Source organism: Nocardia sp. NPDC055165, from assembly GCF_053606985.1.
The window spans coordinates 21,331-45,491 of the sequence record NZ_JBSGSS010000012.1 but is presented as its reverse complement, the minus strand read 5'-3'; the positions used below and the strand labels follow the sequence as shown (position 1 = coordinate 45,491).

The following is a 24,161-nucleotide window of genomic DNA, read 5'->3' as shown; positions in this document are numbered from 1 at the left end:
CGGCGGCGATCAGGAGCGAGGCGGTCCGGGCTCAGGACGACTCGGCGGCCTTCTTGTAGCCGACGATCGCCGGGTAGGCGAAGACCGCGACCATGCCGACCGTCCAGGCGACGGTCTTCAGCAGCGGTTCAGCGACCGGCCCACCGTAGGACAGGCCCTTCATCGCATCGATGGCACAGCTCATCGGCTGATTGGCGACCACATCCTGCAACCAGGTCGGGTAGGCGAAGACGGGAACGAAGCCGGTGTTGAAGAACATCAGCAGCGTGTTGAGGATGCCGATGAGGCTGATCAGCATCACGCCCTCGGTGATCGTGGCCAGCGCGGTCACCATCACCGCGAACCCGATGCCGAACAGCACCGGAACCAGGACCAGCGCGATATTGGCGAACGGGTCCTCCATGAACAGGAACCCGAGCGGCACCGCGACGAGCAGCACGATCAGCGTGGTGAGCAGGATGCGCAGCATCTCGGCCAGCAGTCGGCCGGTCAGCAGCGAGGCCTTGTTGAGCGGCATCGTGTAGAACCGGCTGAGCAGCCCCGAAGCCTTCTCGCGCTTGAACCCGAGGGCACTCACCACCGCGCCGGTCATGGCCGCGACCAGGGTGAGCAGCGCGGCCTGGCCGTAGATGCTGGGGGCACCGGTGGCCGCGGTGATCGAGTCGCCGAGCACGATCCGGAACATCAGCAGGGTCACCGCCGGGTAGGCGATGGTCTGGATGGTCGTCGACGGGTCGCGCAACCACACCATCAGCAGACGCTTGGTCTGGATCAGGCTGTGGGTGAACCACACCGACACCGAACCTTCCGGCTTGGTGTGCACCACCGGAAGGTCGGCCGCGGCCTCCTCGACCGAGGTCTTCTCGATTGTTGTCATGATCGCCTCACACTCGCCCACACAGCCAGTGGGAGGAAGAAAACTGCCAGTCCGCCGAGCCATACCAGCGACACCCACGTGCCCGCCCAGCTCAGATGACCCGCTGCCATGTCGCTGAGGGTCTGGGCGAACTGCGAGATCGGCTGGTTGCGCGCGAACGGCCGCACCCACGACGGGAAGCTGGCCTCGGGCACGAACCCGGTCGACATCATGCCGAAGATCAGAATCGGCAGCGTGAGGGCCTGACTGAGCGCCTCCGGGTTCTTGGTGAGGCTGCCGAGCGCGTCGGCGCCGAGCGTGAGCACCACGCCGACGGTCAGTGCGAATCCGCAGAACGCGAGCGCCTGCAACCAGCCGCCGGTGAACCGGAACCCGATCACATAGCCGTACCCGACCGTCGCGATCAGGGAGACGACCGACCGCACCAGACCCGCGCAGATGCGCGACATCAGCGGCACCAGCGAACCGATCGGCATGGTCTGCAACCGAGTGCTCAACCCGGTGAGCGCTTCGAACGCCGCGAGCTGCGCGTTCGACATCATCGTCATGGCCATCGTCTGCAGCACGACGATCGGCATCACGTACTGCGCGTAGTCGATGCCCTGGACCTTCATCACGTACCGCAACGGCAGATAGAAGGCCACGGTCACCACGAGCGGAGTGAGCACCGCGACGATCAGCTCGCCCTTGGTGGCCATGGTGTGCACGATGCGCCCGGTCAGCGCGCGCCACTGCGCGAAACTGCTCGGGCGCACAGCGGGAAGCTCGGCGAACAAGCTGTTCGCCGCGGGGGTGGACACGCTCACTAGTGGCCGCCCGAGTGGCCGGTGATCGACAGGAACACGTCGTCGAGCGAGGGCCTGCGCAGCGCGATGTCGGCCAGGTCGATGCCCGCGGCGTCGAGCCTGCGCAGGGCCTCGGCGAGGGTGGCGGCGCCGTCGGGGGCCGGGATGGACACCTTGTCGGCACCGTCGGTCTCGGCGGCGACGGCGGCCGGGACCAGGTCACCGAGGGCCTTGACGGTCTGCGGGACGCGGCTCGGGTCGAGCGGCACGATCTCGCAGAAGCTGCCGCCGGTCTTGGCTTTGAGCTCGTCGGCGGTGCCCTCGGCGATGACGGTGCCCTTGTCGATGACGATGATGTTGTCGCTGAGCACGTCGGCCTCTTCGAGGTACTGCGTGGTCAGCAGCACCGTGATGCCCTGGTTCTTGAGCGCGGTCACCAGATCCCACACGCCCTGGCGGCTGCGCGGGTCGAGGCCGGTGGTCGGCTCGTCGAGGAACACCACCTCGGGCCGCACCACCAGCCCGCAGGCGATGTCGACGCGACGGCGCATGCCGCCGGAGTAGTTGCGCACGGCCCGCTTGCCCGCGCTCACCAAGTCGAATTCCTCGAGCAGCACTTCGGCGCGCTTGCGGGCGGCCGACTTGGTCAGGCCCATCAGGCGACCGAACAGCTCGAGGTTCTCCCGGCCGGTCAGATTCTCGTCGAGCGCGGCGTACTGGCCGGTCATCATGATCGAGCGGCGCACGCCCGCGGCATCGGTGAGCACGTCGTGCCCCGCGACGACGGCGGTGCCGGAGTCGGGACGGAGCAGGGTCGACAGGACCTTGACCATGGTGGTCTTGCCCGCGCCGTTGGGGCCGAGAATACCCAGCACACTGGCCTTGTCGGCCTGGAAACTGATGCCCTGCAAAGCGTGCACATCGCCGAACGACTTGCGCACGTCGGACACCAGCACCGCGGGTTCACTGTCGCTCGACGCGACGCCACCTGCGGGCGAATCCACTGAGATCGAACTCGGCATCAACTCTCCACCATCGGCCGGTGCGCACGGCCCTGGAAGAGACGAGCGCACGCGGAATAAATTCTTCCCGGTAAGTGATCCATACCGTTCGGCGCGATGTTACCGGTCCGGCGGTTTTCCGGGCCCGGTCTGCGTTGATGCGCCCGGTTTGCCGGGCGCTGCCTGCGACGCGCTGTGGTGTTGCTCACCTGGGCAGTGCAAGGGCAGTGCGCGAACCTTGTCGGCCGGGCCGCGCGCCCATACGCTGACAGCGGGGAAACACTCGTCTCACCGGCCCGCGCGCGGGCGTGTTCGATCTTGGGGAGGTGACCATGGTCGAGTCGGCTCCTACCGCCGCCGCGCCCGCCGGTCGATCCGATGTGCTCACGGCTTTCGATCCGCGCACCGGTGAACAGCTCGCGCAGTATCCCGTGCAGGGCACGGCCGAGGTCACCCGCGCTGTGCGCACCGCGCGCGCCACCCAGAACTGGTGGGGGGAACTCGCGTTCAGCGAGCGTAAGCACCTGCTCCTCGACTGGCGTCGCGAGATCGCCAGGAACGCAGGCGAGTTGGTGGAGCTGCTGCGCAGCGAGACCGGCAAACCGGAGGCCGACGCCACTCTCGAAGTGATGCTGGCGGTGGAGAATCTGGACTGGGCCGCCCGCAACGCCGAGCGCACGCTGGGCCGAAAGCGCCTGTCCACCGGCTGGTTCACCCGCAATCAGCACGCCTCCGTCGGCTACCTCCCGCTGGGCGTGATCGGCGTACTCGGCGCGTGGAACAACCCGGTGTTCACGCCGATGGGTTCGATCGCCTATGCCATGGCCGCGGGCAACACGGTGGTGTTCAATCCGCACGAACTCAGTACCGGTGTCGGCACCTGGCTGGCCGACAGCTGGGCCGCGGTATCGCCCGAACAACCCGTGCTGCAAGCGGTTACCGGAAATTCGCGGACCGCTACCGCCCTGTGCAAGGCCGAGGTGGACAAGATCGCCTACGCCGGGCCCGAAGCGCGCGGACGCGAGGTGATCGCGCTGTGCGCCCAGACGCTGACGCCGGTGGTGGTGGAGAACAGCGGCAAGGGCAGCATGATCGTGCACGTCGACGCGGTGCTCGACGCGGCCGCGGAGGCGGCGGTGTTCGGGGCGATGGCCAATGCCGGGCAGAACTCCTCGGGCATCCAGCGCTGTTATGTCGCCGATTCGGTGTTCGACGACTTCCTGGCCAGGGTGGCCGAGCGGGCGGCGAAACTGCGTCCCGGTGCCGACAACCGCGCCTCCTACGGGCCGATGATCAATGCCACCCAGGTCGACGTGGTGCGCAGACAGGTCCGTGACGCGCTCGCCCACGGCGGGCACGCGGTGCTCGGGGGGCTCGATTCGTTCCGCGACCCGTACGTGGAGCCGATCGTGCTGGCCGAGGTGCCGGAGGAGAGCATCGCGATCACCGGCGAAGGGCTCGGCCCGGTGCTCGTGGTGAACCGGGTCGCCGACCTGGCCGATGCGGTCACCCGGGTGAACGCGGCGGGCAACGGCATCGCCGTCACCATCTTCACCCTCGACATCCCCAGTGCGGAGCTCATCGCCGAACAGCTGAAAGTGGGTGTGGTGACGGTGAATTCGTCGACCGCGTTCACCGGCATCCCGGCCCTGCCCTTCGGCGGCGTCGGCGAATACGGCCAGGGACACAGCCACGGTCAGCACGGGCTGTACGAATACAGCCGCACGATGTCGATCGCGCGCAGGCGCTACCGGGCCCCGATCCGGCTGTCGACCTTCGACCGCCGACCAGGGCACTTGCAGACGGCGAAGGCCCTGTTCCGTTTACGCCACGGCCGCGGCTGAGCGGCTAGTTCCCGTCCGCCGAGCCGCTGCCGAGCAGCACCGCGCCGGTCAGCGCGGCGAGGCGGGCGAGCTGTTCGGGGCGCGAGTCGAAGCGCAACAGCCGGCCGACATCGATGATCTGGCCGACCGCGGCGTGCACCCGGAAGCGGGCTTCGATCGGGTCGCCGTCGAGCAGGTTGGCCCATTCCAGGATGTTCTGCCGCTGGATGGCGCGCAGGCGGTGCTGTTCGGCCTGCGGGAGGTTGCTGAACTCCGCGTAGTAGACGGGCGCGATCTCGGGCGTCGCGAAGGTGAGGCGCGCGTGCTGGTCGGCGATGCGGCGGGCGGCGTCGGCCCGGTTCTCGCTCTCGGCCAGCGCCTCGCCGATCGCGACCGCGAGCCGGTCGGCGGTGCGATGAAAGGCGGCCGCGAGCAGGTCGGCCTTGCTGTCGAAGTGGCGGTACACGCTGGAGGCGTTGATGCCGACGGCGGCGCCGATCTCCTCGATGCCGGATTCGTGATACCCGTTGCGGCCGAAGATCCGGATCGCCTCGGTGAGCAGCTGTTCACGTTTCGAGGTGACCGGCAGGCCACGGGGCTGCTTGTCGGGCTCGGCCGCGGCGGGGGTCGGCGGCAGCTCGGCGCGCACGATCGCCCAGGCCATCTCGCGCTGCACCGCGAGCATGCGGCCGTGCGAGAGGGTGGTGCGGTGTGCGGCGATGCTGGCCAGCGAACTCAGCGCGCCGACGGCGAGCAGGATGCGGTCGTCGGCGCTCGCCTCCGGCCGGACGTCGGCGATCCGCGCGGCGACGTTCGCCTCGAGTTCGCGATAGAACGCGCGAATGCGCACCCGGTCGTCGGGCTCGAGGTAGCGGCGTTCCCAGCGGTAGAGCCCGGCCTCGCGCCGGATGTCGATATTGCGTTCGGCGACGGCGGTGAGCACCGCGTCGAGCCTGGCTTCCGGGCTCAGCGACGGGTCGTCGGCCGCCGCGGCGACATCGCGCAAACCCCGAGCGCCCTCCTCGGCGGCGGCGACGAGCAGCGCGTACTTGTTGGCGAAGTGGCGGTACAGCGCGGGTCCGGAGATGCCGACCTCGGCGGCGATCTCGTCCACGCCGACCGGGTAGTAGCCGCGCGCGCTGAACGCACGGGCGGCGGCCCGCATGATCTGCATCTTGCGGTCCTTCGGCCTGCGGCGCACGACACGGGCAGGTGCGGCCGTCGGCTCGCGGGCCTGTTCGGCCTCACTGCGATCGGCGACCATGCACTCACTTTCCGTTGCGCGAACCGGGTTGGTCCAAGTCAACCTAAGTTAACCACAATTCGCAAACGTCGAGGGCAGGTCGAGGAAATGGGACCGCCCCGGCAGCGACGTGCTCGCTATCGGGGCGGTTCGGGATAAACCAGCGCTTACAGGCCGAGCCCGCGGGCCAGGGTCGGCCACGACAGCTTCAGCTCGTCCTTCCAGTAGCCCCACGAGTGGGTGCCGCTGGGGCGGAAGTTGAAGGTCGCCGGGATACCCAGCTCGTTGAGCCGGTTGGCCAGGTTGTGCGTGCAGTAGTTGGTGCCCGCCTCGATGACGCCACCGATGACGATCTGGTTGGCCAGGCCGTAGGCGCCGGGCAGCGCGTACGGACCGTCGAGGGTGTCGTACGGGCCGGGCAGGCCGTTGCCTGTGGAGATGTAGAGATCGAGGCCGCGCAAACCTTCGGCATTCACGTACGGGTCGTTCGCGACCCAGTCCTGCGAGCCCTGCGGACCCCACATGTTCATGGTGTCGCCGCCACCCCAGGTCTCGACCGTGACCTTCACGAACTCCGAACCGACCGGGTCGGAGGTCTGCGCGCAACCGCTGTACGCCGCGGCCGCCTTGTACAGGCCGGGCTTGGCGATCGGCAGCGCGAGCACGGTGGTGCCGGAGGTGGACAGACCCGCGATGGCGTTCACACCGTTGGTACCGAGCGCGCCGTCGACCAGCGGGGGCAGTTCCTCGGTGAAGAAGGTCTTCCACTTGTTGCGGCCGAGGACCGGGTCGTCGTGGATCCAGTCGGTGTAGTAGCTCCAGGCGCCACCGATCGGCTGGATGACGTTGACGTTCTTGTCGCCGAGGAATTCGAGCGCGTCGGTCTTGGCCACCCACGACGCCGAATCCTCGCCGCCGCCCGCACCGTTGAGCAGGTACAGGGTGGGGCGCGGGACCGAGGCGTCGGCGGGGCGCTGCACGTCGACGATGATGTTCTGGTCCATGGCCGCGGAGTACACGTGCAGTCGCAGACTGCGCGAGTCCTTCACTTCGGCCTTGACGATCTTGGAGCCGTCCTCGGAGACCGGGTTGGCGAGCAGGCTCTTGGAATCGATGATCGGGTCAGCTGATGCCGGGCTCGTACCGATGCCGGACATCAGTCCCGCCGCCACTGCCGTTGCCGCGATCATCGCCGCGGCCCGGGAGCCACGACGCCGGGTGTGCCGACGCATCAATTTCGCACCTTCGCTTCGTCTCGAATTCCGATTCGGTCCGTGCTCCGACAGGGCACGAAGTTGCAACCAGCCAGACCCTACGGGTTATCCGGTGGTTACAACAGGGGTAATCGTTACAACAGCGCGGTCACATCATGCCTCACCGGCACCGCTGATGTCATTGCGCCCCAGCGTTCATGTCGCCGCGCACCACCGTTGGTGTCACCGTGCCCCGGCCGCGCGGTCACCGGCGTCGAGCAGCTCCGCCAATCGCGGACCGATCTCCGCCAGCGCCTGCGGCGAGGTCATCTGATCATGCACCACCGCGACCGGCCGATCACGCACCGCGCCGTCGACATACGGGGCCCAATTGGCCGCCGCCGCCTCATGTCCGAGCGCGCTGAAGTATTCCAGCCTGCCGCGGAACACCGCGGGCCGGTGTTCGGCGATCAGCTCGGCCGAGCGCACCGCGCTGCGATAGATCCGGCGCACCCGTTCGGGGGTGAGTACGGCCATGTTGGCCGGGATGATCGCGTGCAGCGCGGCCAGTGCGTCCTCGCTGAGTTCGCGCACCCCCGCGGCGGGCAGCGCCGCGCTGATATCGACGCCGAGTTCGGCGAGCGCGTCGCGGACCGCCGTGTGGAAATCGGGGACATCGATATCGGGATGCGAATCCAGCATCGCCAGCAGCGACACCTGCTCCCCCGCCGCCTGGAGTTCGGTGGCGACGGCGTGGGCGAGCACACCGCCCAGCGACCAGCCCATCAGCCGGTACGGGCCGTGCGGCTGCTGGGTCCTGATCTCGGCGGCGTAGCGGCGCGCCATCTCGGCGAGCGTGCCCGGCAGGTAGCCCGCCTCGCTCAGCGCGGGCGACTGGAGCCCGAAGATCGGCCGCCGCGCCGGAATGTACTGTGCCAGCCCGGCGTAGCACCAGGACAGCCCGTACATCGGGTGGATGCAGAACAGCGCTCCGCCGGCTTCCGTGCCGTGCGGCACCCGGTTGCGGATGGCCAGCAGGACGCCGAGGGCGTCGTCGGATTCGAGGTCGGAGGTGAGGTCGCGATCGCCGCCGGCGGACTGGGTGGCGTCGATCCGCTCGGCCAGCGCGGCGACAGTGGCGTCGGTGAAGAACCATTGCACCCGCACCTCGGCGCCGACCCTGGTACGCAGGCGGCTGATCGCCTTGGTGGCGATCAGGGAGTTGCCGCCGAGTTCGAAGAAGTCGTCGTCGAGGCCGACCTTGCCCGCGCCGAGCACCTCCGCGTACACCTCGGCGACGGCACGCTGCAACGGCGTGGTCGGCGGCCGGTAGGCGCGTGTGGTGAAGGCGGGGACGGGCAGGGCCTTGCGGTCGAGCTTGCCGCTGGCGTTGAGCGGCAGCGAGCTCAGGATCACCACGGTCGCCGGAACCATGTACGACGGGAGCGCTGCCCTGGCATGGGTGAGCAAGGCGACTTGATCGAAACCAGTGGTAGTGGTGCCGCTTTCGATCGAATAGCCCTCCGGTCGGGCCGACGCGGGGGCTTCCTCGACCGGCGGTTCGACCGGCACCACGTAGCCGACCAGCCGGTCTCCCGTCGGGCCGTGGACGAGCGCGACGGCAGCATGCCGGACACTGTGATGATCGCGCAGGACCGCCTCGACCTCACCGAGCTCGATGCGCTGACCGCGCAGCTTCACCTGGAAGTCACTGCGGCCCAGGTATTCCAGGCTCTCGTCGGTAGTCCAGCGCACGACGTCACCGGTGCGGTAGAGCCTGCCGCCGCCGGGATGGGCGACGAAGCGTTCGGCCGTGAGGGTGGGCGCGCCGAGGTAGCCGCGGGCCAGCTGCACCCCTTCCAGGTACAGCTCCCCCGCGGTACCGGGCGGGACGGGTCGCAGTTGCCGGTCGAGCACGTGGACGCGCGTGTTGGCGACCGGTATGCCGATCGAGATACCCACGGCGGGACCGGCTTCTACCTGCGCCGCGGTCACCACGGTGGCTTCGGCGGGGCCGTACCAGTTGACCAGCGCCGCCGCGGGCAGCACCTGGCCGAACCGGCGCGCGGTCGAGGACGTCAGCGCCTCGCCCGCCGCGAACACCCGCCGCAGCGAGGGGAATTCGCCCGTGTCGCGGTCGGCGAGGAAGGCGTCCAGCATCGACGGCACGAAATGCACGGTGGTGACGGCGCGTTCGGTGATCACCTCGGCCAGATAGGCCGGGTCACGGTGACCGTCGGGAGCGGCGATCACCACCGTGGCGCCGGTCTGCAACGGCCACAGCAACTCCCAGGTGGAGATATCGAAGGTGACCGGGGTCTTGTGCAGGACCACGTCGCCGGGGCCGTGCGGGTAGGTGCGCTGCGCCCAGCGGAACTGGTTGACCAGCTGCCGGTGCGTCAGCATGACGCCCTTGGGCGTGCCGGTGGACCCGGAGGTGTGGATGACGTAGGCGAGATTGTCGGCCTTCGGCAGCTCCAGCTCCGCCGCTTCGCCACTGACGGCGGCTAGCTCGAGGACGGGAATGCCGGAGTCGGTGGTGAAACCGGCGGTGGCGAGCACACAGATCGGCGCGGCCGAAGCCAGCACCCGGTCGGTCCGTTCGGCGGGGTGGTCCGGGTCGACCGGTACGTACGCCGCACCGGTCCGCAGCACCGCGTAGATCGCGGTCACCAGGTCGATGCCGCGCCGCATCGCGACGGCGACGAGCGTCTCCGGCCGGGCGCCCCGTGCACGGAGGGAACCGGCGAGCTCGCGCACGCGTTCGTCGAATTCCGCGTAGGTGTAGGTGGTTTCACCGTCGACCAGTGCGGTGGCCTGCGGCGTGCGCCGGACCTGCGCGTCGAACAGCGACAGCAGCGTCGCCTCGTCGAGCAGTTCGGGCGCGTCGGTGGCGTTGACCGCCGCCAGAGTCGCGCGTTCCTCCGCGAGCAGCACATCGATCTCGGCGATCCTGGCCTGCGGACTCGCGACGAACCTCGCCAGCAGCATCGAAAAGCGTTGCGCCAGCGCGGTGGCGGTGTCCTCGCCGAACACATCGCGCAGGTACTTCACCGAGACCCGGAGCTGCCCGTCGGCGACCACCTGCACGGTGAGCGGGTAGTGGGTGCCGTTGGCGGCGTCCATCCCGGTGACGGCGGCCGATCCGGACGCGGCCTGTGCCAGTCCCTCGCGGTCGACCGGGAACGACTCGAAGACGACGAGCGAGTCGAACAGCGCGTCGATGCCCGCGATCTCCTGGATCTCACCGAGCCCCAGATAGTGGTGATCGAGCAACTCGGCTTGATCGTCCTGCAGCGTGCGCAGCAGCTCGGCGACGGTATCGCCGGGACGCAACCGCACGCGAACGGGAATCGCGTTGAGGAACAGCCCGACCATTCGTTCCACGCCGTCGAGCTCGGCCGGCCTGCCCGAGACAGTGGCGCCGAACACCACGTCGTCGCGATCCACCAGCCGTGCGATGAGCAGGCCCCAGGCCGCCTGGACCACGGTGTTCACCGTGACGCCGAGGCTCGCGGCGAGCTCGCTCAGCGCGGCGGTGTCCGCCGGGGCGAGCACGAACCCGGTTTCGCCGGTGCCCGTGGCGATCTCGCGGCCCTGATCGACGGGCGCGAGCGGAGTGGGTTCGGCCAGGCCGGTGAGCGCGGCGCGCCATGCGGTCCTGGCGGCTTCGAGATCCTGGCCGACGAGCCAGGCCAGGTAGTCGCGGTAGGGCGCGACCTTGGGCAGGCGCCTGCTCCGACCGCCGACCACGTACGCGGTGAGCAGTTCCTGTAGCAGCAGCGGGGTCGACCAGCCGTCGATCAGGATGTGATGGCTGGTGACGAGCAGGTGCGCGGTCTCGGCGGTGCGCACCAGCGTGAACCGCAGCAGCGGCGCGGCGGCCATGTCGAAGTGCGCGGCCAGATCGGCGGCGCGAATGCGCTGGTAGGCGGCGGCGTCCGCGCCCCGACCGGCGGGCCCGGAGGCGGCAGCGGAGCGTGACCACGCAGGGCCCTCGGGAGGGGCGCCATCGAGCACTGTGTCGATGACCTGCCACGGCACGTCGATGTCGTCGAGCACCACTTGCAGGGGGGTGCCCGCGGCGTCGGTGGCGAACGCGACGCGCAGGTTGTCGTGCCGGTCGAGCACGGCCTGTGCCGCCTCGTGCAGTTTCTCGTCGTCCACGGACAGATCGAGGTCGAGCACGAACTGGGTGATGTAGGGGTCGACCGAGTTCTCCGCGAGCAGCGCGTGGAACAGCATGCCCGATTGCAGCGGCGTCACCGGCCACACGTCGCTGAGCAGCGGGTAGCGGCGGACCAGACGCGTCAGCTCGGTTTGGCCGAGTCGCACCAGCGGGAAGTCCGACGGTGTGAATCCGCCCGCGCCGGGCTGCAATCCGTGTTCGGCGAGTCCGCCGAGCGCGCGGATCCAGTGTTCGGCGAAGGTCTTGACCGCGTCCGCGGTGAGTACGGCGGTGGCGTAGTCGAATCGGGCGACCAAGCCGTCATCGGTCGCGTCGACTGTGAGCACCAGGGCGAGGTCGTCGGCGGCCACATCGGTGTGCACGCGCGCGGGGCGCAGGTCGCGCAGACGGACGGCGAATCGGCCGCGATCCAATGTGCGGACACTGTCGGCGGTCTCGGTGTCGAGGTAGCGGAGCAGGCCGAAGCCGGCGCCGTGGGCGGGAACCGCGCGGCGCAGTTCCTTGATCTGGGCCAGGGCCGTTCCCGCGGCGGGACCGCCGACGAGCGCGTCGGCGACGTCGATGCCGTCCAGGCGCAGCGCGAGCGGGTAGTCGGTGGTGAACCCGCCGACGACGTTCTCCGCATCGGGTCGGCCGAGCAGGCGCTGGTCGGCGCGCAGCCGCACCACCGTGCCGATCGCCCGTGCCGCGGCGGTGTCGGCGGCCGTGTGCAGGGCCAGCGCGGCGGCGGTGAGCAGTACCTCGTCGACAGTGGCGCGGTAGGCATCGGCGACGGTGCGCACCGCGGTGGTGCCCTCGCCGGTGATGCTCAGCGAGACCCGGTTGCGCAGGTGCAGATCGGCGGATTCGCCTGCCCTGGATCGGATCGCGCGATGCCAGTAGGCGCGTTCGGCCCGTGCGGCGGCGGTGGACGGGTATGCGGCGAGGTGGCGTACCAGGTCGCCGAGTCCGGCATCGGGCGCGGCGGGTGCGGCGTGGCGGCCGCGGCTCCAGGCCGTGGTCAGCTGGTCGACCACCGCGCGCCACGAATTCTCGTCCAGGACGAGGGCATTGGCGACGACGACCAGGGTGGCCGAGCTACCGGCGTCGCCGGTGAGGACGAAGTGGATGTTGCGACCCTCGTCCGGGTCGAGTGCCGCCGAGGCCGCGGCCACGATGTCGTCGACGGGCAGCGAGGACTCACCGTCTTCGTTGTCGAGCCTGCGGAAGGCGTCGCCGATGCGTTCGTCGGGCGGCGGGATGCGCAGCACCGGCGTGTCGCCGGTGCGGTCGAGCAGCGCCCACAGCATCGGATGCTGGTTCATCACCGCGGCTGCGGCGGCCGCGACGGCCTCGTCCGGGCAGTCTGCCGGTACTTCGAGCAGTACCGCGCGGGGTTCGACCGCGGCCTCGCCCGCTTCGGCGAGCTGGGCGGCGGTGGCGGTGAGCGGGAGCGTGGCCGACGGCGCACTCGGCGCGACGGCGACTTCGGCGCGTCCGGCGAGCGCGGCGACGGTGCGCGCGTCGAACAGGTCGCGCGGTCGCAGGACCACTCCGGCGGCCGAGGCCCGCGACACGACCTGGATGGCGGTGATGCTGTCGCCGCCGAGAGCGAAGAAGTCGTCGTCGAGACCGACCCGGTCGTGGCCGAGGACATCGGCGACGACCCGGGCGATGGTCTTCTCGGCGGCGGTACGGGGCGGGCGGTATTCGCCGCGAGCGGCGAGCGGGTCCGGCAGCGCGCGCCGATCCAGCTTGCCCACGGGGGTCAGCGGAATCTCGTCGAGGACGATGATCGCGGCGGGCACCATGTAGTCGGGCAGCACCTGCGCGGCGAGCGCGGTGAGTTCGGCGGTATCGAGCGCTCGGCCCTCGTCGGCCAGGACGTAGGACACCAGCATCGTCGAGCCGGCGCCGTTGTCGCGGCCGAGCGTGGCGACCCAGGAGACTCCGGGTGCGGCGGCCAGCACGGCGTCGATCTCGCCGAGCTCGATGCGCAGTCCACGGATCTTGACCTGGAAGTCGTTGCGGCCCTGGAACTCCAGGACATCGCCACGTCGGCGAACGAGGTCGCCGGTGCGGTAGAGGCGGGCGCCCTCGGGACCGAACGGGTCGGCGATGAAGCGCGCTGCGGTGAGAGCGGGGCGCTGGTGGTAGCCGCGGGCGAGTTGGATGCCGCCGAGGTAGAGCTCGCCGGTGACACCGCCGGGGACCGGACGAAGGCGTTCGTCGAGGATCAGGGCGCGGATGCCGCGGATCGGGCCGCCCATGTGCACGGCATCGCCCGGCCGCAGCGGGTCGCTGATGGCGGTCATGACGGTGGTCTCGGTGGGACCGTACCCGTTGTGGAAGTGCCGCTGGGGCAGCGTGTTCCAGCGCGCGGCGAGGTCGGCGGGTACGTGTTCGCCACCGACGATCAGGACGCGCAGACCGGGAACGCCGTCGGGGTCGAGGGTGGCCAGCACCGAGGGGGTCAGGAAGGTGTGGGTGACGCCCTCCGTACGGATCAGCTCGGCGAGCTCGGTGCCGCCGACGGATCCGGCGGGAGCGACCACCAGGGTGCCCGCGCCGCCGATGGCGAGCAGCAGTTCCAGCACCGACGCGTCGAACGACGGGGAGGCGAAAGCCAGTGCGCGCGTCGCGGAGTCGAGGCGGTAGCGCTGTTTCTGCTCGGCGCAGAAGTTGGCGAGCCCGGCATGGGTGACAACGACGCCCTTGGGCAGTCCGGTCGAACCGGAGGTGTAGATCATGTACGCGGCATTGGCGGTGCTCGGCGGGGTGAGCAGTTCGATCTCGCGCAGGCCCACGGTGGCACAGCCGGCGATCTCGGCGGTGAACGCCCGATCGTCGAGCGCCACCCAGCCGCCTGCGCCGGACAGCGTGGGCAATCCGGCGAGTTCGGCGGCGAGGGTGATACCGAAGACGGCGCCCGAGTCGGTGACCATGTGGCTGATCCGCTCGGCCGGATAGCCGGGGTCGATCGGCACGATCACCGCGCCGGTGCGCGCGATCGCCCAGACCGCGAGCACCGATTCGACCGAGCGCCGAATCGCCACGGCGACTGCGACTTCCGGGCCTGCACCACGGGCGATCAGGCCACGGGCCAGCTGGTTGGCGGCGGCATCGAGCTCGGTGTAGGTGAATCCGCGCCCGTCACCACGCAGGGCGATGCCGGTCGGATCGGCGCGCACCGCCTCGTCCATCAGCTGGGCGAGGGTGCGCTCCGGCTCGGCCGCCGGGCCCGCGAAGGTGATGTTCGCGAGGAATTCGGCGGGGTCGAGCAGGTCGATATCGCCCACGGCGAGATCGGGGTCGGCGGCTGCAGCGGCGAGCAGCCGGACGAAGCGCGCACCGAAACTCCGCACCGTCTCGACATCGAACAGGTCTGTCGCGTAGGCGAATTCGGCGTGCATGCCGCCGTTGTCCTGCTGCTCACGCATGGTGAGCAACAGGTCGAACTTGGCCTCGGCAGTGCGGGCGTCGAGCGCGCCCACCGTGATTCCCGGCAGTTCGAAGGCAACCGGGGCGAGGTTCTCGAACGACAGCGCCACCTGGAACAGCGGGTGTCTGCCCGCCGATCGCGCGGGTTGGAGCGCATCGACCACCCGCTCGAACGGGACGTCGGCGTGGGCGAAGGCGCGCAGATCGGTGTCGCGGGTCTGGGTGAGCAGCGCGGTGAACGGATCGCTCTCGGTGATCCGGCTGCGCAGCACCAGGGTGTTGACGAACATGCCGACCAGATCGTCGAGCTCACGGGCGCCACGGCCGGCGATCGGAGTCCCGATGGCGACGTCGTCGGTGCCGCTGAGCCGGGCGAGCAGCACCGCGAGCGCGGCCTGGACGACCATGAACACCGTGACGCCCTGCGCGCGGGCCAGGCCGGCGAGCTCGGCGTGCAGTGCGGGGTCGATCTCGAAGGTGCTGGTGGCGCCCGCGAAGGACTGCACCGCAGGGCGCGGACGGTCGGCGGGGAGTGCGATCTCCTCGGGCAGGCCGGCGAGTTCGTCGTGCCAGTAGGCCAGCTGGGCGGCGGCCGTGGAGGCGGGGTCGGCTTCGTCGCCGAGTGAGTCGCGTTGCCACACCGCGTAATCGGCGTATTGCAGCGGCAGCGGCGACCACGCGGGCGGCGAGCCTGCCGTGCGCGCGGTGTAGGCGAGGACGAGGTCGCGGGTGAGCGGCCCCATGGAGAATCCGTCGGCGCTGATGTGGTGGGCGACGAACACCAGGACGTGATCGTCGGCGCCGAGGCGCAGCAGCCGCACGCGGACCGGCGGCTCGACGGTGACGTCGAACCCGGTGGCGACGATCCGGCGCACCTCGTCGGTGAGGTGGTCGGGAGCGACCTCGACCGGGGTCAGGTCGACGCGCACCGCGTCGGGCGCGAGCACATCCTGGACCGCCGCATCCCCGCGTGCCGGGTAGCGGGTGCGCAGCACCTCGTGCCGGGCGAACAGGTCGGCGACACCGAGCCCGAGGGCTGTCAGGTCGAGGGCGCCGGTGAGGCGGATCGCGGCCGGGATGTTGTAGACGGTCGCGTCGGGGTCGAGCCGGTTGAGCAGCCACATCCGCTGCTGTGCCAGTGACAACGGCACCCGCTGCGGGCGCGGTCCGGCGAGCAGCCGTGGTGCGGTGGCCTCGTCCGATCGGTGCACGCGCAGGGCGAGATCGGCCACCGTCGGCGCTTCGAACAGCAATCGGACGCCGACCGCGCGATCGAGCGCCGTCCCGATCCGGGCCGCCGCCCTGGTGGCGAGCAGCGAGTTGCCGCCGAGGGCGAAGAAGTCGTCGTCGGCGCCGACGGAGGCGACACCGAGGATCTCGCCGTACACCTCCGCGACCACCTGTTCGGTAGGTGTCGCCGGGGCGCGGAAGGTGGCGGCCTCGAAGACCGGCGCGGGCAACGCCTTTCGATCCAGCTTGCCGTTGACGGTGTAGGGCAGTTCCCCGAGAACAACGAAGGCGTCGGGCACCAGATAGGTCGGCAGCTTGTCCCCCAGCGCGGACTTCAGCTGTGCGACATCGAGATCAGCGCCGACCACATAGGCGACCAGTCGATCACCGAAATGGGCGTCGGTCCGGGCGAGCACCGCGGCCTGGGTCACCGCGGGCAGCCCGAGCAGCACGGCTTCCACCTCACCGGGCTCCACCCGGAACCCGCGGATCTTCACCTGGAAGTCGGTGCGGCCCAGGTAGATCAGCTCGCCGCCCGCTGTGGCGCGACCGGCTGGGGGCAGGCTGTCCGGTACCTCGGTCAGCGGTGTGCGCGCGACCAGGTCACCGGTGCGGTACATGCGAGCGCCGGGCTCGAAGGGATCGGCGACGAAACGATCAGCGGTCTGGGCCGCTTTGCGCAGGTAACCGCGAGCCAGCTGGACGCCGCCGAGATACAGCTCGCCTCTGACGCCGGGGGCCACGGGCCGCAACCGCTCGTCGAGAACGTAGACGCGACTGTTCCATGCGGGCGCGCCGATCGGCACGGTCAGCACGTCGGCGGTGCCGACACGGTGATCGGTGATCGACACAGCGGCCTCGGTGGGTCCGTACAGGTTGTCGATCCTGGTGCCGGGCAACGTCTTCAGCAGACGCTGGGCCAGCGCGGCGGGCAGGGATTCGCCGATCGCGAGGATGCGGGTCAACGGCACGACCCGGCTCGGCCCGCCGTTCTCGTCGTGCGCGGACGACTCCCAGTACCCGGACAGCGCGTCGAGCAGCGACGGCACCGCTGTCAGGGTGGTGACACCCGCGTCGGTGATCAGGGCGTCCAGGTAGGCGGGGTCGCGGTGCCCTTCGGGGGCGGCGATCACCAGGCGGCCACCGCAGACGGCGGCGGACCAGAATTCCCAGACGGACAGGTCGAACGTGGCGGGGGTCTTCAGCAGGAACACATCGGCGGCATCCGTGCCGAATTCACCGCGTAGCCACTGCAACTGGTTGATCACCGCAGCGTGCGGCACCGCCACGCCCTTGGGGCGACCGGTGGAGCCGGAGGTGAAGATGACGTAGGCGGTGTTGTCCGGGCGCAGCGGCGCGCGGCGGTCGGCGTCGGTGATCGGGCTGGGATCAGCGGAGGCGATCACCGGGTGGTCGACGCGCACCACCGGCGCGGCGTCGGTACGGAAACCGTTGGTGAGCACGCAGATCGGGGCGGCGGTGTGCAGGATGTAGTCGGTGCGATCGGCGGGCTGATCGGGGTCGATCGGCACGTAGGCGCCGCCCGACCTGGTCACCGCGTACATGGCGACGACGAGATCGATCGACCGTGGCAGGGCGAGCGCGACCAGCGACTCGGGACCGACGCCGATCGAGATCAGATGCCGCGCGAGCCTGTTCACCCGTGATTCGAACTCGGCGTAGGTGAGCTCGAGGCGCCCCTCGGGCAGGTCGGCCACGAGTGCGACAGCTTCGGGCCTGGCGACCGACGGCAGGTCGGCGAGCGTGCCACCGGGTACAGCGAGATCAGCGGCACCACTGACGATTTCGGTCGCGCGTTCCTCGGCGGACCGCAGGTCGACATCACCGACCACCACGGCGGGCTCGCGCACCACCGCGTCGAGCAGCAACGTCAGCCGGTCGGCGAAGGCCGCCACCGTCGCGGCGTCGAAGAGATCGGTGGCGTAGGTGAAGAAGCCCTCGATGCCGGTGGGCGCCCCGTCGGCGTCGTAACCGTCGCCGACGATCAGATGCAGATCGAATTGCGACACAGCGAGTTCCGCCGATACCGGCGCGATCCGCAGGCCGGGCAGTTCCAGTGCGGCACGGTCGATGTTCTGGAAGGACAGACCGACCTGGAACAGCGGGTGACGTGCCGTGGAGCGCGGCGGATCGAGCACCTCGACCAGTCGCTCGAACGGAACATCGGCCGCGGCGAAGGCGGCCAGGTCGCTCGTGCGCTGGGCGGCGAGCAGCTCGGCGAACGTGGCGCCACCGTCGTAGCGGGTGCGCAGAACGACCGTGTTGACGAACATGCCGATCAGATCGTCGAGTTCGCGCTCTCCGCGTCCGGCGACGGGAGTGCCCACCGCCACGTCCGCGGCACCGGACAGCCGGGCCAGCAGGACGGCGAAAGCGGTGTGCAACACCATGAACACCGTGGCGCCGCGGTCGCGCGCGAGCGCCGCGAGCGCGGCGTGCGTCTCGGCGTCGATGCGCACCGGCACCCGTCCACCCGCGAGGGAGGCGACGGCGGGACGCGGGTAGTCGGCGGGCAGTTCGAGCAGATCCGGCAGGCCGGCGAGTTCGGAGCGCCAGAACGAGAGCTGTCGGGCAGCCGCCGAATCCGTCTCGTCCTCGGCACCCAGCCGATCCAGCTGCCACAGCGCGTAGTCGGCGTACTGCACCGGCAGCGCGGCCCACTCCGGGGCATGTCCGGCGGTCCGTGCGAGGTAGGCGGTGGTCACATCGCGCACCAGCGGCGCCATCGAGGAGGCGTCGGCGGCGATGTGGTGCACCACCACGGCGAGCACGTACTCCGTGGGCGCGTCGGGTCCACTCCCCGTGACATCGAACAGCCGGACCCGCAACGGAACCTCGACGGTCACGTCGAACGCGGTCGACGCGAGCGCGGTCACCGCGGCGATCAGCGAGGTCGCGGCATCACGGGATCCGGCCTCGCCGGCCGTCGGCTGCCCGGCGCTGATCCGGTGCACAGTGAAGTCGAGGTGGACCTGGTCGACGGGGAGAACCTGCTGAATCGGGCCGTCGGCGGTGTCGGGGTAGACCGTGCGCAGGACCTCGTGGCGGGCCAGTACGTCGCGCAGCGCGGTGGTGAGCGCCGCGACGTCGAGGGCGCCGGTCAGCCGTAGCGCGAAGGGCAGGTTGTAGGCGGCGGCTCCGTCGTCGACGCCCTGGTCGAAGCGGTTGAGGAACCACATCCGGCGCTGGGCGGGCGACAGCGGCAGCTCGTCGGGGCGGGGCAGGGTGCCGAGGCCACTGGTCGGCTGCGCCGCCGCGCCGGGGTCGAGCACCGCCGCGAGCCCGGCGACGGTCGGGGTTTCGAAGAGGGTGCGCACGGCGATGCGGCCACCGGTGGCGGCGCCGAGGCGGGCGACCAGGCGGGTGGCGATCAGTGAGTTGCCACCGAGTGCGAAGAAGTCGTCGTCGGCGCCGATGTCGGTACGGCCGAGCACTTCCCCGAACAGATCGGCGACGAGCCGCTCCTGCGTGGTGCTCGGCGCGCGGAACGCCCGGGCGGTGAAGCTCGGCGCGGGCAGCGCCTTGCGGTCGAGCTTGCCGCTGGGATTGAGCGGCAGTTCGCCCAGCACGGTGATCGACGCCGGAACCATGTAGACCGGCAAGGTCTTCGAGACAGCGGCTTGGAGCCGGTCGGGCTCGGCGGCGTGGCCGGGCGCGGGCACCACGTAGGCGACCAACTGGTCACCGAGCTCGGTCGCCGCGACCAATGCCACTGCCTGGCTGACGGATTCGTGCGCCAGCAGCGCGGTCTCGATCTCGCCGAGTTCGATCCGCTGTCCGCGGAACTTCACCTGGAAGTCGATGCGCCCCAGGTAGTCCAGCCGGTGCGGGGCATTCGCGGTGGGCCGACGCCACACCACCAGGTCACCGGTGCGGTACATGCGAGCGCCCGCCGCGGCGAGGCCGGAGGCCGGGGCGAAGGGGTCGGCGACGAATCGATCGGCGGTGAGACCGGGTCGCGCGACATAACCGCGCGCGAGCTGATCGCCCGCGAGATAGAGCTCGCCCGCGATACCGGGTGGCACCGGTCGCAGCCGATCGTCGAGGACGTACACGCGGGAGTTCCACTGCGGCAAACCGATCGGCACCGAGCGCTCACCAGGGCGGGCCGGCCAGTACGTCACCGAAACAGCGGCTTCGGTCGGCCCGTACAGATTGTGCAACCTGGCCGAACTGACCGCGGCCATGGCGTCGACGGTCTCGGCGGGCAGCGCCTCACCGATGACGAAGATCTCGCGCAGCGACTCCAGGTCGGCATTGCCTTCGGACGCGGAGTTCGTATCGACAGCAGCCTGGGTGGCGAACATCGTGAGCATCGACGGCACGAAGTCGGTGACGGTGACCTTGTGCGTACCGATCAGGTCGATCAGATAAGCAGGGTCGCGGTGGCCGTCCGGGGTGGCCAGCACCAGTTTCGCGCCGACCCGCAGCGGCATGAAGTAGCCCCACAGCGACACGTCGAAGGTGGTCGCGGTTTTCTGCAGGTACACATCGCCCAGCGCGAGTGGGTATTTCGCCAGCATCCAGACGAGCTGGTTGTGGATGGCGGCGTGCGAGATCGCGACACCCTTGGGCTTGCCCGTGGAACCCGAGGTGAAGATGACGTAGGCCGGGTGGTCGGGGTGCAGCGGTGCGCGCAACTCCGGCGCGAGGACGGGATCACCCGGTACGCCGGCGACATCGAGCTCGTCGAGCAACAGCAGCGAGGTCCCGGGCGGGACTTCGATGGCGTCGGCACGGGTGCTCAGCACGCAGGCCGGGCGGGCGGTGTCGAGGATGTAGGCGATGCGATCGGCCGGATGGTCGGGATCCAGCGGCACGTAGGCGCCACCCGCGGTGAGCACCGCGTACATCCCGATCACCAGGTCGGGCGATCGCCGGACAGCAAGGCCGACAAGGCTTTCGGGACCGACGCCCTGGTCGATCAGCAGCCGGGCGAGGGCATTCACGCGCTCGTCGAACTGCCGGTAGGTCAGCTCGGTGTCCTCGTAGACCAGCGCGGTGGCATCCGGATGCGTCTGCACCGCACGGCGATACGCGTCGAGCATCGGCTCCGGCGGCACGGGGTGGCGGGTTTCGTTCCAGCTCACCAGGCTCTGCTCGCGCTCGACCTCGGTGAGCAGGTCGATCTCGGCGATCGCGAGATCGGCGTCGGTGGCGACCGCGTCGAGCAGGCGGGTGAACCGGGCCGCCAGGATCTCGATGGTGGCCGCATCGAACAGATCGGTGGCGTAGTTGAACGACGCGGCCATCGGCTCGGCCGGGTCCGCACCCGGCACGATCGTGAGCTGTAGGTCGAAACGCGCTACCGCACCGCCGAATTCGACGGGAGTGGCGTCGAGACCGGGCAGGCGCAGGTTCGGCAGGTCCAGATTCTGGAAGAACAGGGCAACCTGGAACAGCGGGTGATGGGCCTGCGAGCGAACCGGATCGAGCAGTTCTACCAGGCGCTCGAACGGCAGGTCGGCATGGGCGAAAGCGGCGAGGTCGGCCCGCTTGGTCGCGTGCAGCAGCTCGGCGAAGCTCGCGCGCGGGTCGAGATGCGTGCGCAGGACGAGCGTGTTGACGAACATGCCGATCAGGTCGTCGAGTTCCCTGGCGCCGCGACCGGCCACCGGGGTACCGATGGCGATGTCGTCGGTGTGCGCGACCCGGCCCAGCAGCACCGCGAAAGCCGCGTGGACGACCATGAATTCGGAGGTACCACTGCGCTGGGCGAGCGCGGCGAGTGCCGTGTGCACCGCCGCCGGAATCTGGAACCCGAATTCGGCGCCGCGACCGGTGAAGACGGGCGGGCGTGGGCGATCGGTCGGCAGGTCGAGTCGGTCGGGCAGTCCCGCGAGCGCCGTACGCCAGTGCGCGATCTGGGCGGCGGCCACCGAATCCGGGTCGTCTTCGGCGCCGAGGAGCTCGCGATGCCACAGCGTGTAGTCGACGTACTGCACCGGCAGCGGCTGCCATCGGGGTCGCGATCGGTTGCGGCGGGCGAGGTAGGCGCCGAGCAGGTCACGCAGCAGCGGTGCGACCGAGGCGCCGTCGGCGGTGATGTGGTGCAAGGCCACGGCGAGCACGTGATCGTGTGGCCCGAGTTCGGCCAGCGCCACCCGGAACGGCACACCGGCGGCGACATCGAACCCGGTGGCGGCGAATTCGCCCAGCCACAGCGGCAATTCGTCCTCGGTGAGCGAGTCGACCAGCACATCGGGGACGGCTTGCGCCATCGGCAACACCACCTGGTGGCCGACGCCGTCCACCACCGCACCGTCGGCACCTCGCTCGTACCCCTCGGCGGTGTGGACCGGGTACAGAGTGCGCAGGGATTCGTGCCGGGCGACCAGGTCCGACAGCGCCGCGTGCAGGGCGCGCGCGTCGAACGGTCCGGACAGGCGCAGCGCGAACGGGATCGTCTCCGCGGTCGAACCCGGATCGAACTGGTTGAGGAACCACATCCGCTGTTGGGCGGGCGAGAGCGGAATCAGCTCGGGGCGTTCGCGAGGTGCCAGCGGCGCGTGGCCGCCCGCGCCCTTCAGCGGTTCGAGCAGTGCGGCAAGACCGGCGACAGTGGGACTTTCGAAGACGTGACCGGCGGGCACCCGAGCCGACAGCTCCGCTCCGAGGCGCGCGGCCGCCCGCGTGGCGAGCAGCGAATTGCCGCCGAGGGCGAAGAAGTCGTCATCGGCGCCCACCGGGTTCTCCGGTGCCAGCAACTCGGTGAAGACATGCGCCACCAGCTCTTCCATCGCACCCGAGGGCGCCCGGAACTCCTCGGCACGCAGGGTGGGCGCGGGCAGGGCGGCCCGATCGAGTTTGCCGACCGGCGTCAGGGGAATGGCGTCGAGCACGGTCAGCGCGGTCGGCACCATGTGCGCGGGCAGCCCGGCCTTGGCGTGCTCGAACAGCTGGTCGGTCTCGATGCGCGCGCCGGGCGCGGCGTGGACGTACGCGGCGAGAATCGTGGTGCCGTTGTCGAGTTCATGACCCACGGTCACCGCGAAGTCGACGGTGTCGTGCCCGGTGAGCACGGTGTCGATCTCACCCAGTTCGATCCGGAACCCACGCACCTTCACCTGGAAGTCGTTGCGTCCTACGAACTCGATCGCACCGTCCACCCGGCGGCGCACCAAGTCGCCGGTGCGGTACATCCGCCCCTCGGCCCCGGCGAAGGGATCGGCGACGAAGCGCGACGCCGTCAGACCCGGCTGACGGTGATAGCCACGCGCCAGCCCGTGACCGGCGATGTACAACTCGCCGATCATCCCGTCGGGCACCCGGACCAGGCGCTCGTCGAGCACGTACTCGGTCACCCCACGCAGCGGCGCCCCGATGTTCATCGTGTCGCCGACCACCAGCGGCGCGCTGATATTGGTCACGATGGTGGTCTCGGTCGGCCCGTAACAGTCGTGGAACCGGCGGGTGTCCGTGGCCCAGCGCCGGATCAGGTCCGGCGGGCACGCCTCGCCACCGGTGGTGACCACGGCCAGCGCGTCGAGCCCGGCCGGATCCAGCGATGCCAGCGCGGCGGTGGTGATGAACATGTGCGTGACGGCTTCGCGACGCAGCACGTCGGCCAGCTCGGCGCCGCCGAGAATGCCCGCGGGCACGAGCACCATGGCGGCTCCGGCGCCCACCGCCATCAACAGTTCGAGCACGGCCGCGTCGAACGAGGGCGAGGCGAAGTGCAGCGTGCGCGAGGTCGGCTCGATCGCGTAGTGCGCGCGCTGTTCGGCGCAGTACCCGGCCAGCCCGGCGTGCGTCACCACCACGCCCTTGGGCAGCCCCGTGGAACCGGAGGTGTACACGATGTAGGCGGGGTGCTGTAGCCGCAGCGGACGGACCCGGTCGGCGAAGGTCACCGGATCACCGGGCTGGTCGTCGGTCGCGCGCCGGACGGCCTCGTCATCGAGGCACAACCACCTCAGCGCACCGGGCAGACGGTCCATCGCCGTGCCGACCGCGACCCCGAGCACCGCACCGGAATCGCCCAGCATGTGACTCACCCGAGCAGGTGGATAGTTCGGGTCGACGGGCAGGAACGCCGCGCCCGTCTTGGTCACCGCCCACATCGCCAGCACCGATTCCGGCGAACGCGGAATGCCGACGGCCACCACGTCCTCGGGGCCGACGCCGTAGGCGATCAGCAGCCGGGCCAGCCGGTTGGACCGTTCGTCGAGCTCGGCGTAGGTCCAGCGCACCGGCGCGGACACGCCGTCGTCCCACGACAGCGCGAGCCCACCGGGGTTGGATTCCACCGCCACGGACAGCAGTTGCGGCAGCGACTTCCCGCGCTGCCGGGCGCGGACGCCGGACGCCCGGTTCGCCCGGGTCACGACAGTTCCGTCCGATCGACGGAGTCGACTAGCCGTTGCCCGGTCATGCACA

Annotated in this window: 7 protein-coding genes; 1 reads left to right on the top strand and 6 read right to left on the bottom strand. The window is 70.2% G+C overall.

The genetic code is table 11. From position 1 onward, the window contains the following. Positions 1-31: 31 nt before the first annotated feature. From ACWFRF_RS23605 to ACWFRF_RS23595, 3 genes are read right to left on the bottom strand one after another with little or no spacing between them, the layout of a single operon-like run. Complete coding sequence (locus tag ACWFRF_RS23605; protein ID WP_378993703.1) at positions 32-877, bottom strand: ABC transporter permease; 846 nt, start codon at positions 875-877, stop codon at positions 32-34. Then, positions 874-1,683, bottom strand: coding sequence for an ABC transporter permease (locus ACWFRF_RS23600; protein ID WP_449969409.1), 810 nt, complete (start codon positions 1,681-1,683; stop codon positions 874-876). The genes ACWFRF_RS23605 and ACWFRF_RS23600 overlap by 4 nt, the downstream gene beginning before the upstream one ends. Continuing rightward, on the bottom strand, positions 1,683-2,684 hold the full coding sequence (locus ACWFRF_RS23595; protein WP_378993707.1) for an ATP-binding cassette domain-containing protein: 1,002 nt from the start codon (positions 2,682-2,684) through the stop codon (positions 1,683-1,685). The genes ACWFRF_RS23600 and ACWFRF_RS23595 overlap by 1 nt, the downstream gene beginning before the upstream one ends. A gap of 311 nt (positions 2,685-2,995) precedes the next feature. On the opposite strand from ACWFRF_RS23595, the gene ACWFRF_RS23590 reads away from it, so the two are divergent. Then, positions 2,996-4,507 carry an aldehyde dehydrogenase family protein gene (locus ACWFRF_RS23590; protein WP_378993723.1) on the top strand — a complete coding sequence of 504 codons (1,512 nt, stop codon included), beginning with the start codon at positions 2,996-2,998 and terminating at the stop codon, positions 4,505-4,507. Between the two features lie 4 nt (positions 4,508-4,511). On the opposite strand, the gene ACWFRF_RS23585 is transcribed toward ACWFRF_RS23590, so the two are convergent. The 3 genes from ACWFRF_RS23585 to ACWFRF_RS23575 form a co-directional block, all read right to left on the bottom strand. After that, positions 4,512-5,750 carry a TetR/AcrR family transcriptional regulator gene (locus ACWFRF_RS23585; protein WP_378993709.1) on the bottom strand — a complete coding sequence of 413 codons (1,239 nt, stop codon included), beginning with the start codon at positions 5,748-5,750 and terminating at the stop codon, positions 4,512-4,514. Between the two features lie 146 nt (positions 5,751-5,896). Next, positions 5,897-6,919 (bottom strand): alpha/beta hydrolase, encoded by a 1,023-nt coding sequence (locus ACWFRF_RS23580; RefSeq protein ID WP_378993725.1) that lies wholly within the window; start codon positions 6,917-6,919, stop codon positions 5,897-5,899. Between the two features lie 246 nt (positions 6,920-7,165). Next, positions 7,166-24,109, bottom strand: coding sequence for an amino acid adenylation domain-containing protein (locus ACWFRF_RS23575; RefSeq protein ID WP_452452279.1), 16,944 nt, complete (start codon positions 24,107-24,109; stop codon positions 7,166-7,168). Positions 24,110-24,161: the final 52 nt, after the last annotated feature.

Bases quoted from the DNA above. Each gene is read 5' to 3' on its own strand.
- ACWFRF_RS23595 (WP_378993707.1), bottom strand. From the start codon at position 2,684: ATGCCGAGTTCGATCTCAGTGGATTCGCCCGCAGGTGGCGTCGCGTCG.
- ACWFRF_RS23605 (WP_378993703.1), bottom strand. From the start codon at position 877: ATGACAACAATCGAGAAGACCTCGGTCGAGGAGGCCGCGGCCGACCTT.
- ACWFRF_RS23590 (WP_378993723.1), top strand. From the start codon at position 2,996: ATGGTCGAGTCGGCTCCTACCGCCGCCGCGCCCGCCGGTCGATCCGAT.
- ACWFRF_RS23580 (WP_378993725.1), bottom strand. From the start codon at position 6,919: ATGATCGCGGCAACGGCAGTGGCGGCGGGACTGATGTCCGGCATCGGT.
- ACWFRF_RS23585 (WP_378993709.1), bottom strand. From the start codon at position 5,750: ATGGTCGCCGATCGCAGTGAGGCCGAACAGGCCCGCGAGCCGACGGCC.